At 64.3% G+C, this 20,958-nt stretch carries 23 protein-coding genes and 2 pseudogenes; 6 read left to right on the forward strand and 19 right to left on the reverse strand.

Going from position 1 to position 20,958, the window contains the following annotated elements; all coding sequences use genetic code 11:
• Positions 1-432 precede the first annotated feature (432 nt).
• From BMX07_RS06360 to BMX07_RS06415, 12 genes and pseudogenes are all read right to left on the reverse strand, one after another.
• Positions 433-969, reverse strand: coding sequence for a hypothetical protein (locus BMX07_RS06360; protein ID WP_090615515.1), 537 nt, complete (start codon positions 967-969; stop codon positions 433-435).
• A 431-nt stretch (positions 970-1,400) separates the two neighbouring features.
• Positions 1,401-1,718, reverse strand: a pseudogene (locus tag BMX07_RS06365) (hypothetical protein); the annotation flags it as partial.
• Between the two features lie 589 nt (positions 1,719-2,307).
• Positions 2,308-2,520 carry a hypothetical protein gene (locus tag BMX07_RS06375; protein ID WP_245742064.1) on the reverse strand — a complete coding sequence of 71 codons (213 nt, stop codon included), beginning with the start codon at positions 2,518-2,520 and terminating at the stop codon, positions 2,308-2,310.
• Positions 2,521-2,534: 14 nt separating this feature from the next.
• Positions 2,535-2,930 carry a hypothetical protein gene (locus tag BMX07_RS06380; protein ID WP_090615526.1) on the reverse strand — a complete coding sequence of 132 codons (396 nt, stop codon included), beginning with the start codon at positions 2,928-2,930 and terminating at the stop codon, positions 2,535-2,537.
• Positions 2,931-5,033, reverse strand: coding sequence for a minichromosome maintenance protein MCM (locus tag BMX07_RS06385; protein ID WP_090615528.1), 2,103 nt, complete (start codon positions 5,031-5,033; stop codon positions 2,931-2,933). It lies immediately after the preceding gene.
• Positions 5,034-5,289: 256 nt separating this feature from the next.
• Positions 5,290-5,886, reverse strand: a complete 597-nt coding sequence (locus BMX07_RS06390; protein ID WP_090615531.1) for a hypothetical protein — start codon at positions 5,884-5,886, stop codon at positions 5,290-5,292.
• On the reverse strand, positions 5,883-6,227 hold the full coding sequence (locus BMX07_RS06395) for a hypothetical protein (RefSeq protein ID WP_090615534.1): 345 nt from the start codon (positions 6,225-6,227) through the stop codon (positions 5,883-5,885). Before BMX07_RS06395 ends, BMX07_RS06390 begins: the two co-directional genes overlap by 4 nt.
• Positions 6,220-6,372: a hypothetical protein gene (locus BMX07_RS24280; RefSeq protein WP_175480068.1), complete on the reverse strand. Its 153-nt coding sequence runs from the start codon at positions 6,370-6,372 to the stop codon at positions 6,220-6,222. Before BMX07_RS24280 ends, BMX07_RS06395 begins: the two co-directional genes overlap by 8 nt.
• Positions 6,373-6,486: 114 nt before the next feature.
• Positions 6,487-7,362 (reverse strand): annotated as a pseudogene (locus BMX07_RS06400) (tripartite tricarboxylate transporter permease); the annotation flags it as partial.
• Between the two features lie 165 nt (positions 7,363-7,527).
• The gene (gene rpl12p / locus BMX07_RS06405; protein ID WP_090615536.1) at positions 7,528-7,872 is read right to left on the reverse strand and encodes a 50S ribosomal protein P1; all 345 of its coding nucleotides are present in this window, start codon (positions 7,870-7,872) and stop codon (positions 7,528-7,530) included.
• A 27-nt stretch (positions 7,873-7,899) separates the two neighbouring features.
• Positions 7,900-8,937: a 50S ribosomal protein L10 gene (locus BMX07_RS06410; RefSeq protein ID WP_090615539.1), complete on the reverse strand. Its 1,038-nt coding sequence runs from the start codon at positions 8,935-8,937 to the stop codon at positions 7,900-7,902.
• 1 nt (position 8,938) lies between these two features.
• Positions 8,939-9,571, reverse strand: coding sequence for a 50S ribosomal protein L1 (locus BMX07_RS06415; protein ID WP_090615542.1), 633 nt, complete (start codon positions 9,569-9,571; stop codon positions 8,939-8,941).
• A 354-nt stretch (positions 9,572-9,925) separates the two neighbouring features.
• Between BMX07_RS06415 and BMX07_RS06420 the strand changes: the two genes are divergently transcribed.
• The gene (locus BMX07_RS06420) at positions 9,926-10,510 is read left to right on the forward strand and encodes a hypothetical protein (RefSeq protein WP_090615546.1); all 585 of its coding nucleotides are present in this window, start codon (positions 9,926-9,928) and stop codon (positions 10,508-10,510) included.
• A 354-nt stretch (positions 10,511-10,864) separates the two neighbouring features.
• Here BMX07_RS06420 and BMX07_RS06425 read toward each other — a convergent pair whose 3' ends face one another.
• From BMX07_RS06425 to BMX07_RS06440, 4 genes are all read right to left on the reverse strand, one after another.
• Positions 10,865-11,344, reverse strand: a complete 480-nt coding sequence (locus tag BMX07_RS06425) for a 50S ribosomal protein L11 (RefSeq protein WP_090615549.1) — start codon at positions 11,342-11,344, stop codon at positions 10,865-10,867.
• 98 nt (positions 11,345-11,442) lie between these two features.
• Complete coding sequence (cutA, locus tag BMX07_RS06430; RefSeq protein ID WP_090615553.1) at positions 11,443-11,745, reverse strand: divalent-cation tolerance protein CutA; 303 nt, start codon at positions 11,743-11,745, stop codon at positions 11,443-11,445.
• Between the two features lie 99 nt (positions 11,746-11,844).
• On the reverse strand, positions 11,845-12,036 hold the full coding sequence (locus BMX07_RS06435) for an HEWD family protein (RefSeq protein WP_090615556.1): 192 nt from the start codon (positions 12,034-12,036) through the stop codon (positions 11,845-11,847).
• A 105-nt stretch (positions 12,037-12,141) separates the two neighbouring features.
• The gene (locus tag BMX07_RS06440) at positions 12,142-13,650 is read right to left on the reverse strand and encodes a phosphoenolpyruvate carboxykinase (ATP) (protein WP_090615559.1); all 1,509 of its coding nucleotides are present in this window, start codon (positions 13,648-13,650) and stop codon (positions 12,142-12,144) included.
• 445 nt (positions 13,651-14,095) lie between these two features.
• Between BMX07_RS06440 and BMX07_RS06445 the strand changes: the two genes are divergently transcribed.
• Positions 14,096-17,518 (forward strand): disk-shape morphogenesis protein volactin, encoded by a 3,423-nt coding sequence (locus BMX07_RS06445; RefSeq protein WP_090615561.1) that lies wholly within the window; start codon positions 14,096-14,098, stop codon positions 17,516-17,518.
• Between the two features lie 83 nt (positions 17,519-17,601).
• Here the strand turns inward: BMX07_RS06445 and BMX07_RS23660 are convergent, their stop codons facing one another.
• Positions 17,602-17,733, reverse strand: a complete 132-nt coding sequence (locus tag BMX07_RS23660) for a rubrerythrin-like domain-containing protein (protein WP_139210833.1) — start codon at positions 17,731-17,733, stop codon at positions 17,602-17,604.
• A 173-nt stretch (positions 17,734-17,906) separates the two neighbouring features.
• Between BMX07_RS23660 and BMX07_RS06450 the strand changes: the two genes are divergently transcribed.
• Positions 17,907-18,089, forward strand: a complete 183-nt coding sequence (locus BMX07_RS06450) for a DUF7501 family protein (protein WP_090615564.1) — start codon at positions 17,907-17,909, stop codon at positions 18,087-18,089.
• A gap of 63 nt (positions 18,090-18,152) precedes the next feature.
• On the opposite strand, the gene BMX07_RS06455 is transcribed toward BMX07_RS06450, so the two are convergent.
• Positions 18,153-18,623, reverse strand: coding sequence for a DUF7992 family protein (locus BMX07_RS06455; protein ID WP_090615567.1), 471 nt, complete (start codon positions 18,621-18,623; stop codon positions 18,153-18,155).
• Between the two features lie 60 nt (positions 18,624-18,683).
• A complete protein-coding gene (locus BMX07_RS06460; protein ID WP_090615570.1) occupies positions 18,684-19,133 on the reverse strand; it encodes a DUF7992 family protein in 450 nt (149 codons plus the stop codon).
• A 149-nt stretch (positions 19,134-19,282) separates the two neighbouring features.
• Here BMX07_RS06460 and BMX07_RS06465 point away from each other — a divergent pair, with 149 nt between their 5' ends.
• From BMX07_RS06465 to BMX07_RS06475, 3 genes are all read left to right on the forward strand, one after another.
• Complete coding sequence (locus tag BMX07_RS06465; protein ID WP_090615572.1) at positions 19,283-19,687, forward strand: SHOCT domain-containing protein; 405 nt, start codon at positions 19,283-19,285, stop codon at positions 19,685-19,687.
• A 100-nt stretch (positions 19,688-19,787) separates the two neighbouring features.
• Complete coding sequence (locus BMX07_RS06470; protein ID WP_090615575.1) at positions 19,788-20,567, forward strand: HAD-IIA family hydrolase; 780 nt, start codon at positions 19,788-19,790, stop codon at positions 20,565-20,567.
• Between the two features lie 90 nt (positions 20,568-20,657).
• Positions 20,658-20,894, forward strand: coding sequence for a hypothetical protein (locus BMX07_RS06475; protein ID WP_090615578.1), 237 nt, complete (start codon positions 20,658-20,660; stop codon positions 20,892-20,894).
• Positions 20,895-20,958 lie beyond the last annotated feature (64 nt).

The following is a 20,958-nucleotide window of genomic DNA, read 5'->3' on the forward strand; positions in this document are numbered from 1 at the left end:
GATGCGTGGTGTCAGCGGAAACGATGACAGGAGGCCCTCAGTCTGACGGGGTGGGGTCGACGTCGGACATCATCGGGGATCGCGTCAACCGTGTCGCATTGCCATGAACTGCTGGAAGTGCTGATCGCAGAGCCGATCGCCCTTGTAGGAGTTTGTCGGGTCTCTGGTGCAGTTGCCCCGGTCGCAGGTACCGCGGCCATCGTTCCTCAGTTCGAGCGCGAGTGTGTCTGCGGTGTCCATAGATGCTATCGAGGTTGTACGCTTGCTCGTCCGGTCGTGATCGTGGTGCCGTTAGCGTCGACGACGATCTCCGAGCGTGGCTCGCCCCACGTTGGCGTCCATCGGACTTCGTCGACGACGCCCTCGAGGCGACGCCCGGCGAAGCGGACCTCGACCGGAAGACCCTCAGCGATCGGTTGAACTGTCATCGAATCACCGGCGAGCGCGTTCCACGCAGACCGCCGTCGCGGCTTCGAAGACCTCGGTGTCCAGGCTGGCAAAGTCCTCGAGAGATTTGAGATGGCCGACGGCGTGCTTGAGCTTGTCCACGGCCACCGGCTCGCCGAGCTCGTGAAGACGATCGGCGAGTGTCTCCGCCCGCCGGAGTGCGTCGCGTCGCGAGAGGGGATCAGTGTCTGCCCGGCCGGCGATCGCACCGCAGTCGTTGCAGACGGTCCGGACGGGATACTTCGCGATCGCCGTGTTGTCGACCTGCCGAATACCTCGGAGTGGGCCTTCCGGCCCGATCTCGCCCAGGTTGGTCTTGTGCAGTCGGACTGACTCGGCCCGGGTGGCCTTGGGTTCGAGGTCCTGACCTTCTCCGCCCCAGGCGACGCGTCGGTGGTCGCTCTTGAGACGTCTAAAGCAGCAAGAGCACGTCTCGGGGTTGTTGAATACGTAGCGTCGGAAGACGCGATCGGGTTCATCGCGACCCTGTACCTCGCCAACGGTGTAGGCTGTGGTGGACATGGTAGGAGAAGCCGCTGGCTGTCGGCCACCCCCCGACGTCGTCGTTGCCTCGATCGGGGAGCGATAGGAGACAGCCGTTACTATCATCCATAGTGATAGCTGAACTTAAGCGAATAGATAGGACGCTGTTTTTCGGGAATTATCGGTGGACAGTACAGATGGAGTCGGTACTGGAGCAGCCATCTACCTATTTGATAGCTGCCAGAAATGGTGTGCTGAACATAGAGGTTGCATCTCTCATGCTGCCCTCATTTATTTCCGGTTCGTCAACGCTGAACCGACTGTGAGGCCGCACGTGCGAGCGGAACAAATCAGGATGAAGACATACCTGCTGTACATCAACGGTCAGTGACGAAAATTTACAACCGGTAGAACCGCACACAAATAACCATCAAGATACATTACCAGATAGTGTGGTCATATGGGGCCGCGTCGCAAACATTGCCATACCCATCCCCATCATAGTCTAACTGACTGGGGTCATAGTCATCCGGACAGTTATCGTTGTAATTTGGGACTCCATCACCATCGATGTCATTTGGGTCAACAGGCTCGCTGTCCCCTCGGTTATCGCGGGCTTTGTCAGTGTTCGTGTCGTAGTTATCGTTCGCCTGGTTTGGGGCGTTTCCCTTTGCAGGGAGGTCATCTGGTGGCCCGTTCGAATCGGCGGCAACGGTGCCCACTCCCATGCCAGCGACTGTGAGGCCGATGAGCACGAGGACGACCACGAGGATCAGTAGTATTCGCATAGTGGCTCATCCGATACTAGGCGCCGGACAGGGATAACCATCGCGTCCGTCCTGCCTCCATCGGCTCGTACACCGATGCCTGAACGACGCGTCCTTCCCACACGAATCCATCCCGACGGTCTCCCCTGATAGATATGCGCCCTGTATTCAGCATGATTTGCCAGACATCACCCGAAACAGGCAGAAACCTCCGCAGTCAGTTCGCACACGTACTTACCGGATCGGCCACCTAAATTCAGACCTTGTAATTGGTATGGGTACCGAATTACCAACTACTTCTATGGCGTCTATACTGCCCTTTTCTCGCGTCACGAGGGTGCGTCTTGATTTCGAGGACACCCTTATTCTCGAGCAGCCGGCCAGAGTCTCGGATCGACTTTTTCGAAAGGCCAGTGCAGTCGACAATCTCCTCGACGGTCATGGGTCCATCCTCGAGGGCGAGGTAGACGAGTCGGGCAGCTGGCGGTTCGTCGGCGACTTTTTCGGGGAGTTGTTCAGGCATGGTGTTCGGTGTCTTCGAAGTCGATCGCGACGACGCCGTCAGGCTCGAGAGCGTTCTGCCAGAGTTCGCAGGTGTCCTCGAAGACGGTCATCCCTTGAACTCACCTCGGACTGCACTGCGGACTTTTCGCGAGTCAGCCTTCGAACAGTCGAAGCAGAGCGTGTTATGTGGGTGGTCGTGATCGCGATCGACTGCGTAGAGTTCGCGTTCGACGGTCGTGGGATCGAACGTTTCACCGCAGTACGTGACGCCGACGAGGCTCTCGACGCAGAAGCCACCGTGACCGTTGTCGAGATTCACCACGTAGCCGGTCGTCACGAGTCGTCACCCCGAAGGTACTGGATTCGCCGGTTCGCGGTCCCGATCACATCTTCACGGCGTCGCGACTCCTCGACCCGCGAGAAGTACGTTTGGTTCTTCTCGACGAGTTTTTTGGCGTCGTCGATCCCGAGTCGTGTCCGATCTTCGTCGTCGGTGGCCTGGAACAGGTCGCCGTTGCGTCGAGCGGCCGTGATCGCTTTATGCAGTTCATTGAGCCCGAAGTGACCGTAACCTGCCCCGTGGAGCGTCTGGATGACTGACGATTGCTTCGCGAGTGGCGGCTGCTTGTTGCCGCTGTTGTGGTCGACGGCGCTGATGACGGCCTCGTATACCTCCTTGGTACGCTTGCGGTGTTCTGCTTCCGTCTGGGTAGTAGATGATCGGGCCATCTACGTCACCCGCACCTCTTTGTTCGTCTTCGGCTCGTAGGCGTCACCTTTCTGTTTCAATTTCTCGATCTCGTGTTTCGCTTTCTCTTGCGAGATCCCTTGCTCCTCCAGTCTCTCGTAGACGTCTTCGTAGGGGACGCCACCAGCTTTGCCGGCCTGCATTTCTCGGATGACCGCTTTGACGTTCTTGACACGGTCCTGTTGAGGCTTCGAGGCGTTCACCTCGACAATGTCGGCGTCGAACTCGCCGTCTTCGTTCATCCCGTAGTCCTGGAGGGACTCGCCGACCAGCCGCTTGGCGCGTTGGATGTCCTCCTCTTGGATCCACTGTGAGAGCCGTGCTCGAGCGCTCGCTTCGGCCAACCGGTGCATATCCTGGAGTTTCCGCAGCGTGATTGGGACCGGAGCGTCCTCGTCGTAGCCGTTGACGGCACGCATTCGGACGTACGCATCGCGGAGCTTATTCCGCTCCTCTTCAGTACGGAATCGCGGGTCTGGGAGTTGTCGCGCGTAGGCAACGTACTTCCGGAGGAGATCGTGATCGATGATACGATCGTCGTCATCGGTGTAACTCTCTTCACCGGCCCGCTTCGCTTTCGCCGCCTCTTTCGTCTCGAGGACGTGTTCTGCCTTCTCTCGGTCCGTCTCTTCATCCGGGATGTCCTGCAGTTTGAAGATAAGCGCGAACCGTGAGAGGAGCGTCTCGCTCAGGTCGATCTGTTCGCTGTCGGCGACGTAGTCGTCCCACCGGGAGTGTTTGGGGTTGCCGCCGGCGAATACCGACGTCTCCGCGGGGAGTGTCGTGTTGATCCCCGCCTTATTGACATCGACTTTCATGTCGGCCATCGCACCGTGCATCGAGTCCTGGACGTCTTCGCGAACCTTGTCGATCTCATCGATAGATGCGAGGCCGTTGTTCGCCTGGACGAGCGCGCCGGCGTCGAGCGTCCACTCGCCGTCCGCCCAGTCGTCCTGTTTCGCCGTCGCGGTCATCCCCGCCTCTGTTGCACCTTTGCCGTTCGCGAAGACCGATCGCGGTGCGATCAGGTTGGCCTCCCGGAGGAGTGTCGACTTCCCCGTGGAGGCGTCGCCGATCAGCAGCATGTGGAAGACGCCCCGGACCTCCCGACCGTTGTCGAGTTCGACAGTCGCGCCACCGATCAACATCAGGAAGAGCCCCTCCTTGATGAGGTCGTACTTCTCGCCGGTCAGGTCGGGTGCGATACTGCCGAGGATGGCCTCGAACAGCGGGCCGTACTCGCCGTTGACGATCGCTTCGATCTGCTGTTTGTCCTCCTCGGTGATCTCGAGGTCCTCGAAGTCCGTATCGGAGATCTCGATGTGGTGGCCCTTGAGGTAGGGCTTAAACCGGTTGCTCTTCTTGTTGTTCGAGCCGTCCTGCTTGAGGCGGAGGCGACCGGTGACGTCGACGCGATCACCAGGCTCGGCCTGATCGGTGAGATCGTCCTCGAGGGCGACGTCGATCTTCGTCCCCTCGCCACCGGCAACGACCTCCGGCGGCTCGGCCAGTCGAAGCAGCTGGGCGTCGACGAACTCTGACTGATCGAAGTTGATTTGGAACGGACCCTGCCGTTCACAGCCCTGGCATTCGTGAGGCTCTTGGAAGTCGTCGGCCGTACCAGACTGCGGGACTCGGTTGAGCGAGCCACAGAGCTGGCATTCGAAGGCCGCATCCTCGATCTTCGGATCGACGTCGGTCGCCTTCTCGACCTGGCCCTCGATCGTGAGGAACGGTTCCTTGTTGTGACGCTTCGTCGGAGAGAACCAACCCGGGTAGTACGAGTCGGTCTCGTTCAGATTGTACACGCGGACGTGAGCGTTCCCGAGTGAGACGTCGATCGGGAGGTCGTACAATCGGAGTGCCTCTTCGGCATAGCGCTGGAACTGCTCAGGCTTGGCGAGGTAGTCATCTGCGAGGTCGGGATCGAACCGGAAGAGATCCTCCCAGTCGACCTCGAGGGACCGCTGCTCGTTCGGGTAGTGCTGGGCGAGCGTGCGGATCTCCTCGCCATAGTAGCCGCGGAAGAACTCCTGGAAGGCTTCCACGAGTTCCGCGTTTGCAGCGTCTTTCGCGGCCGACATTACGCGATCCACCTCCGTTGGACCGGTGTTGTGGAGGTGTGTAGACTACACAACACCGATCGAGAGGTGTTGCGTCGTTCGAATGCGAGCGATGCGAGCGATGTGCGAGCGTACCGATGACTAACCGACATTTGCTTTCTTGAATTACTTCAGGGGATTTTCTCCCAGTACAACCGTCCTTGTACTTAGGACGGTCCTGGGGGCGGCGGCCCCCCCATGAGGTGTTGTGTAACCGCAACACCTCCGCAACAGGTGTTCACCCGGACAACACCCCCTCGTGGATCCGGACACCGGCGACCGTCTCTGGGAGCTCGGTCGGCGACTTCACGATCAGCCTCGTGTTCCTCGAGCTCGAGCGTGGCTCTTTCTCGAACCGGCAGACGTTCTTGTCGTCAACTAACTCCTCGGCCTTCTTCATGACGTCGTAGGTGTTCGTCCGGTGAATCTCCACGTCGGCAGCCTCGAGGACGTCCTGAATGCGGTTGCCGTCATACTCCTCGCGACCAGTTGTTCCGCTGGTGACTCTCGCTGCATGTTTGAGGACGATTGCGGCCTGTCGATCTCGCTTCGCCGCGGTCTTCCGGGCAACGTCCTGGTAGAACTCTGCTGCTCGGTTCATCTTGTCAACCTGATCGCGGAGTTCGACCACGCGCTGTCGAAGCTGTTCATTCTCCTCCTCGAGGGCGTCGACGCGATCGACAGCTCGCTGGGCGGCCTCGACGGGACCGCACTCGGTCGGGTCAATCTCGTCGCCGGCAAGCCCATAGATGAGCTTCCGGAACGCCATCTGGTTCGTGCCATCCTCGTCGAGCGCTTCGTCGGCACGGCGGGCTTCGGCGTACTCGTCGCTCATGCGCGATCACCGTCTGGGTCGTAGCAGATCTCTCCGACGCCGGCGATATCGAAATCGGGGCCGGCGACCAGACCCTGAACGCGCTTTTTCAGCGTGCTATCGGACCCGATGTCGGTGTGGCGTCGGTACAGTCGGCGAAGCTCGACGATCTTGACCGGTTCTCCCGGCTCAAGGTGCTCGATGACAGCTCTGTCGCGGTCGTCGTACTCGGCGGCCTCGTCGGTGGAGTCTTCGCCAGCCTCGAGCTCGGCGACGCGTCCCTTGAGGTCCTGAACTTCGGCCAGCGCTTGCTGGGCGACCTCAAGGGCGTCCTCCGGGCGGGCGTCCGGTCCCTCAGACACGGCGGACCACCATGTATCCCGTCGCGCAGCAATCGCAGACCGTCAGCTCACCATGCTTGGGGTGATCGATCACGACGTCGGCGTCGTCGGTGCAGCCGAGGGACCCGCAGAACGGGCCGAACTCGTCGTCAGTCGCGGAGCTCACGCCACGACACCTCCTGGCGAAGTTGATATACCAGTAGATGGTATACTAACTGACGGGAGTCGATTCTCCGAAATTTTGCGCTTACGAGCGTTAGCTTCGCCGTTTACCCGTGAAAGCGAAGACCGTGTTCGCCGTGTCGACGCCGCTGGTTGCGACGATGTAGCCCCGGTCACTCGCTCCATTCGGCAGGACAGCCAACACTGCGACGGCCGCGATCGCGGCCGAGATCCCCGGAATGTAGCCCACGATGGCACCCGCGAGCGCGCCGGCGACCGCCGTCGCGGCGACAGCCCGCCGGGACGTCCTGATCGCATCGCCGTCCTGTGTCGGAACCCCGCCGCCGCACATCGCGTCGATCAACACCGGTGCACCGAACAGACCGGCGAAAAGGGGCGCGAGAACCCCACCCGCCTCGAGCGGGGCGTCGACCGAGAGATCGAGTGTGAGCGCGCCGAGTCCGGCGGCGAGTGCGAACGAGAGCAGGCCGCCGACTCGCCCGCGCCACGTGTGTTCCGACGCGACCAGCGCGACCACCACCATCGCGAGGACGATCGAGAGATGCGCCCGGATCGTCGGATACGCAGCCGTCACGACCCAGGTCACGGGGACGGCAAGCGGCACCGCCGCGAGCACGGCGAGGAGACTCCCGAGCGCGGAGAGTCGAATCGCCTCGTATCCACGGCCCTCGAGAATCATACGATGGCCGGGAAGGGCAGTAACGGCCATCTCCGCGTCGGGCACGCCGAGCGCCATCGCGGGCACGGCGTTGAGGAACGTGTGGACGACGCCGGCCGCGAGCATCGCACAGCCGACGAACAACGGCGGCCCGGGGACCGACGGCGCGACTCCCGCCAACAGGAACGCGAAATTGTTCGCGTGCAGCCCCGGCACGAGTCCGCTGCAACTCCCGAGAAGCGACCCGGCGAGCACCCACGCGAGAAACTGGAGCACCAGTGCCGGCTCGGTGACGATCTCGACTGGGGCGACCATCGACGGCTCTGGCCGCGTACTCGGGTATAAACCCTCGAATCGCACGGCACTGCTCGAGACGGTGGCTGCTCGGTTCTCCGCGCGGCAGTGTCGTCACTCGCAGTCACGCGTCGAAAGAAAAATCGGGATTGCAACTCGTCGAAACCGGATCGACGCGAGCGAGACTTACCCGAAGAGTTCGCCGAGACCCTCGCCGTCGGCCTCGTCGTCTTCGTCGTCGTCGTCCGTCGTGTCCGGCACGTCGCTGGTCTCTTCGACCTCTTCGTCCTCGTCCTCGTCGGCAGCGGCCTCGCCACCCGCGGCACCGCCTGCGGCGGCTCCGCCAGCGGGGACGGCGGCGGCCTCGGAGACTGCCTCGTCGATGTCGACGTCCTCGAGCGCGGCGACGAGCGCCTTGACGCGGGACTCTTCGACGTCGACGCCGGCAGCGTCGAGCACGTTCGTCAGGTTGTCTTCGTTGATCTCTTCGTCCGATTCGTTCAGGATGAGTGCAGCGTATACGTATTCCATTGTTGGATCCTCCGTTGGTAGTTGTGGTTAGCCGAACATCTCGCCGAGACCGGCCGCGCCGTCGCCGTCGTCTTCGTCGTCGTCATCGTCGTCCTCGGCGTCTTCGGTCTCGGTCTCGTCTTCGGTCTGCTCGTCTGCCGATTCGTCCTCGGCCGCCGCCGGTTCGGCGGCCGCCTCGACGTCCTGAAGCTCCTCAGGCAGGGCCTCCTCGTCGTCGATCTGGGCCGCGAGCGCACGCAGCTGTGCGTCGGCCTTGGTCACGAGGTCGGGCATCAGGTCTTCGTCCTCGATCGCTGCCTGCAGGCCGAGGCTCTTTGCCTCGCCCGTGGCCTTGGCGATGAGGGTCGGGGCCGTCGACGCGGTCGGGAAGCTCGCGTTGAGCGAGAGGTTCCGAGCGCGGGCGGCGGCCGTCGACACGTCGCTCCGGTAGGCGTCGACGTCGATGTCGAGGTCCTCCGGGTCGAAGAGCACGCCGTCAGCGATGACGGCGCGGAGGTCGAGACCGACCTCCTTGGGCTCGATACCGAGTTCGTTGAGGACGTTCGACAGATCGGCGGAGACCTCCTCGCCGGCCTCGAGGACCGTCGAGTCCTCCATGACCTGGATCGAACCCTCTTCGATGCGCGCGTTCGCGCCGATGCTCTGTAGCTCGCCGACGAACGGCCCCGGGTCGACACCGGTGTCCCCTTCGGGGATGACGATGTCGTTCGGGGCGACCTCGCCCTCGTTGATCGGAGCGGGCGTCTTCGACGCCTCGAGCTCCTTGTACAGCGAGAACGGGTTCTCGTCGGTCGCGATGATCCCGACCTGCCCCTCGATGTGGTCGACGAGGTCGCCGAATCCGGCGTCCTCGAGGGCACGAGTCTGCAGGGTGTTGCGGCTGACGCGCAACACGGCGGTCCCGTACAGGTCGCGGCGCATGTCCTGAAGCTGCTTCGAGGGAATGCCGGCGATGCCGACGACGCCGACGCTCTCGTACTCGTCGATAATTTGTTCGAGTTCGTCGACTTCCTCTTTCTTCCACTGGGGAAGGTTCTCGGTTTTGCGTTCAGCCTGTGCGCTCATTCTAGGCCACCTCCACGGACGGCCCCATCGTCGTCTTCACGTAGACGGCGTCGATGTTCTGGGGGCCCTTCTCGAGGTCAGCGTGCAGGCGACGCAGGATGACGTCGATGTTGTCGGAGATGTCTTCGGCATCCATGTCTTCGGCGCCGACGAGAGTGTGGAACGTTCGTCGGTCGCCGGAGCGAAGCTGCACGGTGTTTTTGAGCCGGTTGACGGTTTCGACGACGTCGTCGTCGGGCGAGAGCGGGTCCGGCATTTTTCCTCGGGGACCGAGAATGGTACCCAGATGCCGGGCGATGTCTTGCATCATCGCCTCTTCGGCGATGAAGAAGTCCGTCTCGTCGGCCATGTCCTTGGCGTCGTCGTCGTCCAGATCGGCCACGTCGTCCACCGAAAGGACCTCGTCCGCCGCCTCTTCGGCGCGGACTGCGGTCTCTCCTTCGGCGATGACGACGATACGGGTCTCCTGGCCGGTTCCGGACGGCAGGACGATAGACTCGTCAACGCGGTTCGACGGTTCGTTCAGGTCTAAGTCGCGCAGATTGATCGCGAGGTCGACCGTCTCGGTAAAGTTCCGATCGGGCGAATCCTCGAGTGCGCGCGCTACTGCTGTTTCAATATCCGAATCTGCCATCGTTCACCTCCGTAGTACGCAGGGTCTGCTCCTACGGGTCAGTGAAACAGGCGATGCCTGTCTCCCTTGAACCAAGAGCCATGCCGGACTTAAACCCGTCGAACTGCCCGCACGGTCGTCTGACGGTCGTGTTCGGTCCCGTTACCGAGACGCGGCCGCGTGGACCGCGCCTCGCTCGTCGTCAGCGCCCGTTCTCGTTCGAGACCATGCCACAGCGCCGAATTGGCCTGCGGCGGCGGCTTTATTCCTCGACACAACACGATACTTTCCGGGCGAATCCGTTCATAATAATCGAAAGTTCTATAATCCGTGCCAATGTACCATGGATGTATGGGGCCATTAGAGTTATATACTATGGATGGGGGAACAGCGCTCGGTTCGGTCGTCGCGCTGGCGGGCTACAGCAGTTATCTCGAGGCGTACCGGTCGCTCGGGCCGCTCGTTCGGGCGGGAGTCCAATTTGCCGGAACCCTGCTCGCTGCGATGGTCGTGCTCGGGTTAGTCCAGAGTTACGGCACGCGAGCGGTGGCGAAGTCACGCCGCAGTCCCGTCATCTCGATGTGCATCGGGATACCGAGCCTGCTCGTGGTCGGTGGACTCGCGAGCACGGGACTCGTCATCTCCGACTCGAGCATTGGGGTATTCTTCGGGATTCCGCTGGTCGTTCTCGGCGCGACGACGCTCCCCGCGGCGACGGCGATCGGCGTCGTCGCGATCGGGCGTACCGTTGCGTCCCGGCTCGGTGACGATCGACTCGTCGTCGGACTCCTCGTCGGCGTTGTCTGCAGCGGGCTCGCCGGACTGTCGGTTCCAGCGACCGTCGCCTTCGCCGGCCTCGCCGCGACGCTCGGGCTCGGCGGGAGCGTCCGGATTCTGTTCGCCGGTGCCGGAACGGCGCGTCCCGACGAACGGACCGTTCCACCCGCGAACAAGATCTGACGGTTCCGAACCTCCGGCGCGCTCGTTTTCCGTTCGCTGCGTTCGTGTTCCGCTCGGTTCTGAACCCTCGGCTTCGTCCAGTCGTCGCGGTCCGCCGTGACTGCCGAACGTCGCCGTCACGTGCGGGAGAACGAGCCGACCAGTTCCGCTTGCGTTCGGCTGTGGCTCGACCGGTGACGCGTCTTCGTCGGGAGAATCCGAGGAAACGAGTACTGCGCCCGTTCGGCAGGTGCTGGCCTCGATGAGCACACCGAAACGCTCGCTACCGCTCGCGTTTCGAGCGGTTGGGGAGGGCGTTTCGTGCCCAACGAGAAAAACGAAGAACGAAGCGCGTCGCGCTTCGAGCTGGCCTCGTTATGCTTCGGCCAGCACGTCGTCGTACTCGCCGTCGTCGACTCGCTCCTTGAACTCGCGAGCGTCGTTGCCCTCGATGGTGACGCCCATCGAAGCGCAGGTGCCGACGACTTCCTTCGCGGCGTTGATCGTGTCGTAGGCGAGCAGGTCGGGGTGTTTCTGCTCGGCGATCTTCTTGACCTGATCGACGGAGAGGTCGGCGACGAAGTCCTTCTGCGGCTCGCCGCTCCCGGTCTCGAAGCCGGCTTCGTCTTTGACCAGCGCCGCCGTCGGCGGGACACCGACGTCGATCTCGAAGGAGCCGTCGTCTTCGTAGTCGACGGTGACGGGGACTTCGGTCCCGTCGAACGCTTCGGTCTGATCGTTGATCTCCTGTACGACGGCCTGCACGTCGACGGGGGTCGGTCCGAGCTCGGGACCGAGCGGTGGGCCAGGGTTGGCCTGGCCACCCGGAACGAGCACTTCGATGGTTCCAGCCATACCCGTCACAACCCGTGCGCGAGTTTTAAGGGTTGCTAATTCGGGTAGTTATCGCCTGTCACCGACTGACGCACGTTCCCGGAACCGGTCTCGAGCCGTTACTCGACGTGCTCCGTCCGCCACGTCGCGAACGACTCGAGGACGTCGCTCTCGTCGAACCGCTCGATGCAGGGGACGTCGTAGGGATGCAGTTCCTGGACGCGTTCGACGAGCCCTGCGTAGGCGTCGTCGGTCGTCTTCGCGAGCAAGACCGTTTCCTCGTCGCGGTGAACCTCGCCCTCCCAGCGGTAGACCGACGTCGTCGGGAACCGATTGACGCACGCTGCGAGGCGTTCGTCGACCAGCGTTTCCGCGAGTTCGTCGGCCGCGTCCGGCGGGGCCGTAACGTAGACGGTTGGCATCGGTCGGACTACGCTCGAGCCGGGGAAAAGAACACCGTCCCGGCGCGGAAGCGGGTCGTCGAGTTCGCCGTGACGCCGATGACCTGCGGGGGCCGTCGATCAGCTATCGGCCGCGTCGACCGGTTTGAAGGTGCCCGTGATGTCCCACTCGTGAATGCAGTGTGGATTGCCGACCTGTTTGCGGTCGCCGTCGCGGGCGATCTGCCAGGCCTCGAGGTCGTCGTCCCACTGTTCGCCGCGACCGCACGCTTCGCAGATTCTCGCGGTCGGTTTTCGTACCTGTGCGCTCATTACCGAACCGTGGGAACTCGACACATATAACGGTGTGCGTGTGCGGCAAGTGCTGTCACTGTTTGGATATCGAACCGGTGTCCAAAACGGCGGCGGGCGAGCGCCTCAGTAGACGGCGTCGACGATCTCCGTTCGGAGTTCGTCGAACTGCGCCAGGTACGCCCGGCGATCGGCGCGCAGGTCGGCGAGCGCGTCCTCGTAGTCGTCGACGTGGTCCGGAACGTAGTAGTCGTCCACGTCGATCCCCGGGATCGAGTCCGGGATGGTCAACCCGATCCGTTCGTCGCGGGTCCACTCGACGGTGCCGCGGGCGACTTCGGTGAGGATCGTCACGGACTCGGTGACGCCGATGTCTTTCGACTGGTCGCCGAGGTACCCCGTGTTGATGACGTAACAGTCGACGTCGAGGATGTCGATGAGTTCGTGGAAGATGTTCCCCTCCTCGCCCTCGGCGCCGACGATGAAGGGATTCGTCCCGACGACGCGGATCGACTCGCCGGCACGGGACGGGTCGCCCGCGCTGGTCTCGATCGATTCGCCGAGCATGAAGGCGACGGCCGCCTGCGCCTCGTCGAGTTTGGCGACCGGCGGCATCAGCGGGTTTCGAGTGATGAAAAAGACCTGATCCATCCGATCGATGTCGATCTCCTCGGCCGCGCTCTCGAGTTCGTCGCGCTGGACGATCGCCCGCGAGTTCGCCGTATAGCGGTCCTCGTCGAAGTGGACGGTCCCGTCGTCGTCGACGGCGACGTTCTCGAGGATCGCCGACTCGGCGGTCGCAGCCTCGTAGAGTTCCGGCTGCTCGTCGTCGAGACCGATCGTCTTGATGTACAACCCCTCGCCCTCGCTGCCGGCGACGGTGCCGTCCGAGAGGAGACCGCAGACGTCGTCCTGTACCATGGCGGCCCCTTCGGGGCCCTCGAGCCAGCAGCCGTGAGAGGTCAGCGTGGACTTCCCGGTCGCGGAGAGGCCCATGAACACCTGCCCGACGGTCCGGAGGTCGCCGTTCGCATCGCGCACGCGCACACGTTTGCTTCCCGCATGGAGCCCGAGGCCGCCCTGCTGTTTGATCCGGTACATGAATAGCCGGAGGAAGGATTTCTTGGCCTCACCGGTGTAATCGCTGCCCAGCACGGCGGTGAAACCGGTGTCGGGCTGAACGCGGATCGCAGTCTCGTCGTAGTCGGGGAGCTGGACGGTGTAGAGATCCGGGTCTCTGCCGTCGGTCGGCTCGAAGAGGTTCGCCCACGCCAGGGCGATTCGAGCGTGCTCGACGGGGACGAAGAGGCGACAACAGAAGGTCGCGTCCGGATGGCGCCCCATCAACCGGTCGACGCAGAGCAGTTCGACGTCGTCGGTGCGATCGATCGCGTCGGCGACGAGTTCGTGGTCGCGGTCGGTGAACTCGTGGTCGACGGCGTTTTTCGTCCGATCGGCGCTCCGCGAGCGGAACTCGCTGACGTAGGACGGCGAACCGAACTCGGTCGTCGTCTCGTCGGCCGCGGCGAGCTCGCGCAGTTCCTCGAGCGACGGGTTGTACCGGACGTTCGACGCTGTGGTTGGATCCGGAAGCTGTCGGACCAGCGGACGGGACTCCGTCCCGGTTTCGGACATACACGTAATTCACCACCTTCCTGATGCATAAACATGAAGGATTTTGACCTTCGTATGTCACGACCTACCCATACCCACAGTGACGTACGGTATTTACCGCCCCCTATTTTGCTGCACGTAACTATCTCATTATCGTTCGTAGAAACATATATAACTTGGTACTTTAGAATATATACTCGAGTAAGAAGTAATTCTAATCGGGGGTCGACGGCGGGGTACCGAATCGAACTCCCGCAGTCGGCAGTCGGCGTCGCGGATTCGGCGGCCGGTCGCGGCCGTGCTCCGAACGAGGACGGCCGGCGGTCTAGTGATCGGATACGGACCCGTACGATCCGGTTTCGCGGGCGGTAGCAACCCGGTTCCGACGCCGCCGGCCGCCGTCCCGATTTTCACATCTGGTACTGCGGGGCGAACAGCCAATAGGGTGGTTCGAATTGCCACGGACATGGATTACGGTCTCGATATTGGGCCGGACGCGATCCGGGTAGCCACGGACGATGGCGACGGTCCGGCGATCGAATCGGCCCTGCCGGTCGCGGTACCGGTCGACGACGAGGCGCTCGGGTCGGTCGAACTGTCGGCCGACGCGTGCACCATCAGCGCCGACGGAACGACCTACGCGGTCGGCGGGGATGCTCGAGCGGCCGCCGACGCGGTCGAGGAGGAACCCGAGTCCCTGTTCGCGAACGGCGTGCTCACAGCGGACGTGACGGGGTATGCAACGCCAGCGCTCGGCGCACTCGTCGACGGCATACTGGGTGACCCGTCGGACGGACGGCTCTGTTATACGACGCCAGGGCCGCTCGCCGACGCGGCGGCATCGATCGATGCGCACCGTGAGGCCGTCGACTCGGTGCTGACGGACTGCGGGCTCGATGCAACGCCGATCAGCAAGGGCTTCGCGGTCGTCTACGACCAGCTCGCGGGCGACAACTACACGGGACTCGGGGTCTGCATCGAGGCCCAGACGACGACCGTCACGTTAGCGTACTACGGGGTTCCGGCGCTGGCGGTCTCGATCGCCGCGGGTCGCGAGTGGATCGTCGAACGCGCGGCCGCCGAAACCGGCCACGCGCGGTCGCAGGTCGCCGGCGTGCTCGAGGAGTTCGCGCTCGATCCCGACACAGCGGCGAGCGGAGTCGAGAGCGCGCTGGCGCAGGCGTACGACGTCCTGATAGCCGACCTGATCGAGGCGATCCGAGACGAGGCCGACGAGAGCGACGTCCAACAGGGGCTGTCCGTTCCGATCGCGATCGCCGGCGAGGGCGCGGTCGAGGGCGTCGAGTTCCTCCTGGGTGGCCGGTTCGACGCGGCGACCCTCCCGTTCTCGGTTCGAGGCGTCCGGCTCGCGGACGACCCATCCGCGAGCGCCGCACGAGGCGCACTCGCGGCGGCTCGAGACGACGTCGAGGCCGACGAGACGGTCGTCCGGTCACCGCCCGCCGACGAGGAAGCGACCGCCGGAACGCCGGATGCCGCCGGGGCGGCGGTCGAGAGCGGACAGACCGAACTCACGTTCGACGACGCGTCTGCCTCCGGCGGAGCGACCGACCCGACGGACGATGCTATCGACCAGCTATTCGATCGGCTCGCCAACCGCGACGACGAGATCGAATCCGTCCGCGAAGACCTCGAGTTGTTGTTCGAGGACCTCGAGTACGTCGAGGAGCGGACGGCCGCGGTCGAAACGGTCGACGAACTCGACGACCGACTCGAGTCGTTCGCCGACGAACTGGCCGATCTCGAGGCCGAGAGCGAGACCCACGCGAGCGACGCCGATCTCGCCGATCTCGACCGGGAGGTCGAGCGTCTCGACGGCAATCTCGAGGCGTTGTCGGACACGCTCGCGTCGCTGGAAGCCGACGTCGGCGACGTCGACGCGGCGCTCGAGGACGTCGAGGCGGCCGCAGCGGACGGCCGATCCGCACTCGACGACCGGCTCACCGAACTGGCGGCCGATCTCGATGACGTCGCCGAGAGCGCGGACGCGCTCGACGAGACCCTCGACGCGGTTCGAACGGATCTCGAGGACCTCGACGCGACGGCCGCCACCGAGACGGCGCTCGAGGACGTCGAGGAACGCGTCGCGGCGCTGGCCGACGATAGCGAGGCGCTCGAGTCGGCCCTCGACGGCGTCGAAACGCGGATCGACGGGTTCGTCGGCCGACTCGAGGAGCTGGACGTGCGAATCGACGGCGTCGACGAGCGGCTCGAGGCGGCGTCCGACCGGACCGAAGCGCGGTTCGATGCGGTCGAGTCGACGATTGACGATTCGATCGACGCCCTCGACGACGAAATAGAGGACCTCGACGGCGAGATCGAGGGCCTCGACGACGAGCTGAAAGTCGCCCGCGAGACGCTGGACGAGCGCATCGCTGCGCTCGACGCCGATCTCGAAACCGTCCGAGACGCGATCGACGACCTCGAGGCGACGGCCGCGGCGGACGAACGGGTCGACGCCGTCGCGGACGAGCTGGCGACGCTCGAGACGGCGACCGCGACCCTCGACGAGACGGTGTCCACGGTCTCGGATCGACTGGACGAGCTTGCGGAGCGCGCGGCCGAGACGGAGACGGTCGACGGCCTCGCGGGAGACCTCGAGGCTATCGACGAGGACCTGCGGGCCGTCGAGTCCGATCTGCGATCGCTGGAAGACGCCCTCGAGCGTCGGATCGACGAGACGGTCGCCGACCTCCAGACCCGACTCACCGAGACGACGGACGCGATCGACGACGAGCTCGCGGGGCTCGAGGAGAGCGTCGACCGGATCGACGCCGAGGCGGTCACCGACGACGACCTCGCAGCCCTGCGCGAATCGGTCGACGAGACGAGCGACGAGGTCGAGACGGTGCGCACGGCTGTCGACGAAACCGCGGCGGCCCTCGAGTCCGTCGGCGACCGCGTCGACGAACTCGACGCCGACCTCGAGGCGCAGGGCGACGATATTCGCTCGACGATCGATGACCGCCTGAGCGACGTTCGAACGTCGCTCGACGACGCGCTGGAAACGCTTCAGGACGATCTCGAACGCGAAACCGAGTCGCTCGCCGAGACGGTCGCGGCAACCGACGACCGGCTCGAGGAGACCGAGGACCGGGTCGCCGCTCACGACAGTCGGCTCGAGGAGACCGAGGACCGGGTCGCCGCTCACGACAGTCGGCTCGAGGAGACCGAGGACCAAGTCGCCGCTCACGACAGTCGGCTCGAGGAGACCGAGGACCAAGTCGCCGCTCACGACGGCCGGATCGGCGAGATTGCGTCCGCGCTGGACGCGGTCGAAACCGATATCGACGACGTCACCGACGACCTCGAGACGATCTCGGATCGGGTCGACGACGTCGAGGATGCGGCGAGCGAGGACGATCTCGCGGCAATCGAAGACGACGTCTCGACTGTCTCGGAGCGACTCGAGTCGCTCCGCGCGGATCTCGACGAGTTCGCTCGAGCCCTCGAGTCGGTGCCCGAGGGATCGGCGGTCGACGCGCTCGAAGACGACCTCCAAACCCTCGACGACGAGGTACGGACGCTCGACGACGAGTTCGGTTCGATGGGACAGCAGGTGACGACGGTCTCCGAGCAGCTATCGGCCCTCGAGCGACGGATCGAGACGATCGATACGCGGGTCGAAGAAATCGGAAACCGGAGCGACGAGACCGAGGAGATCGACGCGCTCCGGACGGAGCTAGAAGCGGTTCGCTCCGACGTGACTGCAGCGCCGGCGCTCTTGCCGTCGATCGCCGCCGGCGGTGGGAGTGCGGGAATCGTCGCCGGAAGCGTCACCGCGCTCGCCGGTGACGCCGCAGTCGGCGCCGCGGCGGCCGTCGTCGGACTCGTGCTGGTCGGGGTCGCGGTCCTGGTCGCTCGCTGACCGCCTTCTCCGAGCGCGTTCGGGTCCGGACACGATCGGCACCGCTCGCGGCGGTGCGGCCGCAACGGCGGACGCCGTGGCGACTAGTCGCGGATCAACTCCACGTTTCGCATCTCGCCCCCGCACTGCGGACAGGTGCTGAGGAGGGCGTCACCGGCCGTCTCCCGCCGACCGCACTGGACGCACACGTACTCGCGTTGCTCCTCGAGTGTCATATGTTGCCGTACGGATCGGTGTATGTTAACTCTTGCCACAATAGCTGACCGTGCCGCCCGAGCGGAGTCGGTCGAGAATCGGATCGTATATCATGGCCATTATATACCATATTATTATAATAGTTCTTAACGGGAGGGACTTATATGATAGTTTCTGGTGGCTGCTAGTACCAATGGCCGCAAACACCACGACGGAGTGGATCGACCCGATCACCTGTCCGTTCTGCGGAGACGAGCTCGCATCGCCGGGTGCCGGATTCGTCGATCACATCCACGAGAACGCCGACTGCGAGGACGGGTTCGATCACTGGCGCGAGAACATCGCCGGCGACCTCGCCGGCGAATGGTCCGGATAGCGTTCCGACGCCCCACTCGAGTTGCCGCTCCGCGTTTGTCGCTCGAAGCCGCCACCCCAGTGCTCAGTCGAAGTCCGGCAGGTCCTCCGGCGGTTCGTACTCGGCCTCCCAGTCGACGTACTCCTCTTTGAGGGTGACCGAAACGATCTGGCCGAACTCGGTGAGCTCGGCGTTGATCGAGGAGACCGTCCCCCACGTGTCGAGCTCGGGGTGGTACTCTCGAGCCTGCCAGTCCTCCGGAATGCCGGGTGCGTGATACCCGACCCGGTCGGCGAAGTCGTCCCAGAAAAAGTCGAAGCCGGCGAAGAGATCGAGATCCCGGGCGATCCCGTACTCGCGCTCGCCGAGGTCCGTGTCCGCGCGCCACTCGTCGAACGATTCGACCCAGGCCCCCTCCTCGAGAAACGCCTGCAGTTCCTCGCGGCGGTAGTCGACCTCCTCGGCGCCGTCGGCGCTGACGGTCGCGTCCTCGTACTCGTTGGGATCGACGAACTCCAGTTCCGGCGGCTCGGGGGGTTCGACCTCGAGTGTCATAGCCGGTCGTAGGTCGGGTTCCCGGATAAGAATTCCCACCGCGGGGTCGACGGCCGTCCGTCACTCCCACGTGTAGCCGAACTCCTCCCCGGTCCGGTGGATGTAATCGGTCTCGAGTACCTCGCTCACCGTCCGACCGAGCGAGTCGAGCGCCTCCTCGATGTCGTCGACGTCGCCCTCGTCGAGTTCGTCGTGTGCGGCCACCGAGTCGGCCGGAACCGTCGGTGCGCGGTAGCCGACGTCCGCTGCGGCCTCGTTCCAGTAAAAATCGAACCTGTCGATCAACCCGAGCTCGAGCACGGCCCGGAACTCCCCGTCGGTCAGGTAGGTGTCTCCGGCCCACTCGTCGAAGGCGTCGTCCCAGGCACCCGTCTCGAGGAAGTCGGCCAGCGCCTCGCGACGGGCGTTGTCTCCCGCCCGTTCCTCGGGTTCGTCGACCGCGTCGAAGTTACCAACGCTCTGTGAGCCGTGGAGGGTCGGCGGATCGGGGATCTCGACATCGAGTGTCATAGCGTATCCTACGGTCGGCAACGGTATGGGGGTTTCCCGGCGAGAACGGGCCGAGCCCGAGTTGGACGATTGCGTCGATCCGCGACAGCGGACCGGAGTCGGCAGTGTCGATCCCTACAGTTATTTCAGCGGAGACACAACTGGCACACATGGCCAGCGGAACCTCCGGTGGACGGGAGTACTCTCTCGTCGAACTGTTCGCCATCAAGTTCGTCCTGGCCGACGTACTGATCATCGCATTACTGCTGTTGGCCGGTCCGGTGTACGCGCTCCTCGCGACCGCGCTGATCGTGCTGGGCGGGCTTCTCCTGTGGCATTTCGCCACCGGTGATCGCGACGAGTCCCGCGGCGTCGAGCCGGAACGCGCGTCCGAAGCGGTCGAATCGGCGGCCGCCAACGCCGACCCCGTGACGACGCTCCAGGAGCGATACGCCGCCGGCGAACTGTCCGAGGCCGAGTTCGAGGCGCGGCTGGATCGACTGATCGAGTCCAACGAACGGGCCAATTCGGCGAGCGTCGACACCGACGACCTCTCGCTCGAGCGCCGGCGCTGACCGGATCGGTTCCGCGGGCGTCGGCCCAGTCACCGAGACGCACTCGAACGCGAGAACGGCATCCAAACACTCAATCGCCGGGCGGCCGTACCGCCGAGCGATGACAGGGTACGAGGCGGTGATCCTCGACGTCGACGGGACGATCGTCCGTGGCGAGGAGTTGGTGCCCGGCGCGACCGACGGCCTGCGCGCGCTCGAGGCGGCGGGCTGTTCGCGGTTGCTCTTCTCGAACAACCCGACGCGCGGCGCCGACCACTACGGCGAGACGCTCGCCCCGCACGGGATCGACGTCGACCCCGACACCGTCCTCACGTCCGCGACCGTTTCGGCGGAGTACCTCGCGGCGACCCACGCCGGCGAACGGGTCTACCTCGTCGGCGCGGAGCGCCTCGAGGCGATCCTCGACGCGGCGGCCGTCGAGTTGACGACCGACCCCGACGCGGCCGAGGTCGTGCTTGGCTCGTTCGACACGGCGTTCTCGTTCGGCACGCTCTGGGAGTCCCTGCGCGCGCTCGAGGGCAACGTGCCGTTCTATGGCACCGACCCGGACGCGACGATCCCAATCGACGAGGGGGAGATTCCGGGGTCGGGCGCGATTCTCGCCGCGATGGAGGCCGTCGCCGGCCGCGAGCCGGACGCGATCCTCGGCAAACCGTCCTCGATCGCGGCCGCGGCGGCCATGGATCGACTGGACGCCGACCCGACCGACACCCTGGTCGTCGGCGATCGACTCGACACCGACATCGCGCTCGGTAACCGCGCCGGCATGGAGACGGCACTCGTTCTCACCGGCGTCACCGACCGCGCGGACCTGGCGGACGCCGAGATCGAACCGGATCACGTCCTCGAGTCCCTGGCAGCGGTCGACACGCTCCTCTGAGTCGATCCCCCTCCGTACGGCTCGCAGTCGAATCCCCAGCGCCTGCACTCGAGAGACATATTTATCCGTGACAGTCACCAAGTACGATACATGAGAGAACGTATTACAGCAGTGCTGTTGCGCGCTCGGTACGCGGCGATCGGAGCGGCCGTCGGCGCGGCGGTCGGCGGACTGTTCAGCCGCAACGCCGCGAGTACCGGCGGTGCGATCGGCGGACTCGTCGGTGCGACCGTCGCCGACACCCGGGGGACCGTCGACGCCCTGCTCGAGGACGTCAAGACGACGGATCTCAGTCCGCGATCTAACGAGGATCAGGACCGAAACTGAGTCTCGGTTCGAACGCCATCGTAGCTATTGAAACGGTTCACGTACGAACCGCGACGCAGACGCG

This window comes from Natrinema salaciae, from assembly GCF_900110865.1.
Classification (GTDB): Archaea; Halobacteriota; Halobacteria; order Halobacteriales; family Natrialbaceae; genus Natrinema; species Natrinema salaciae.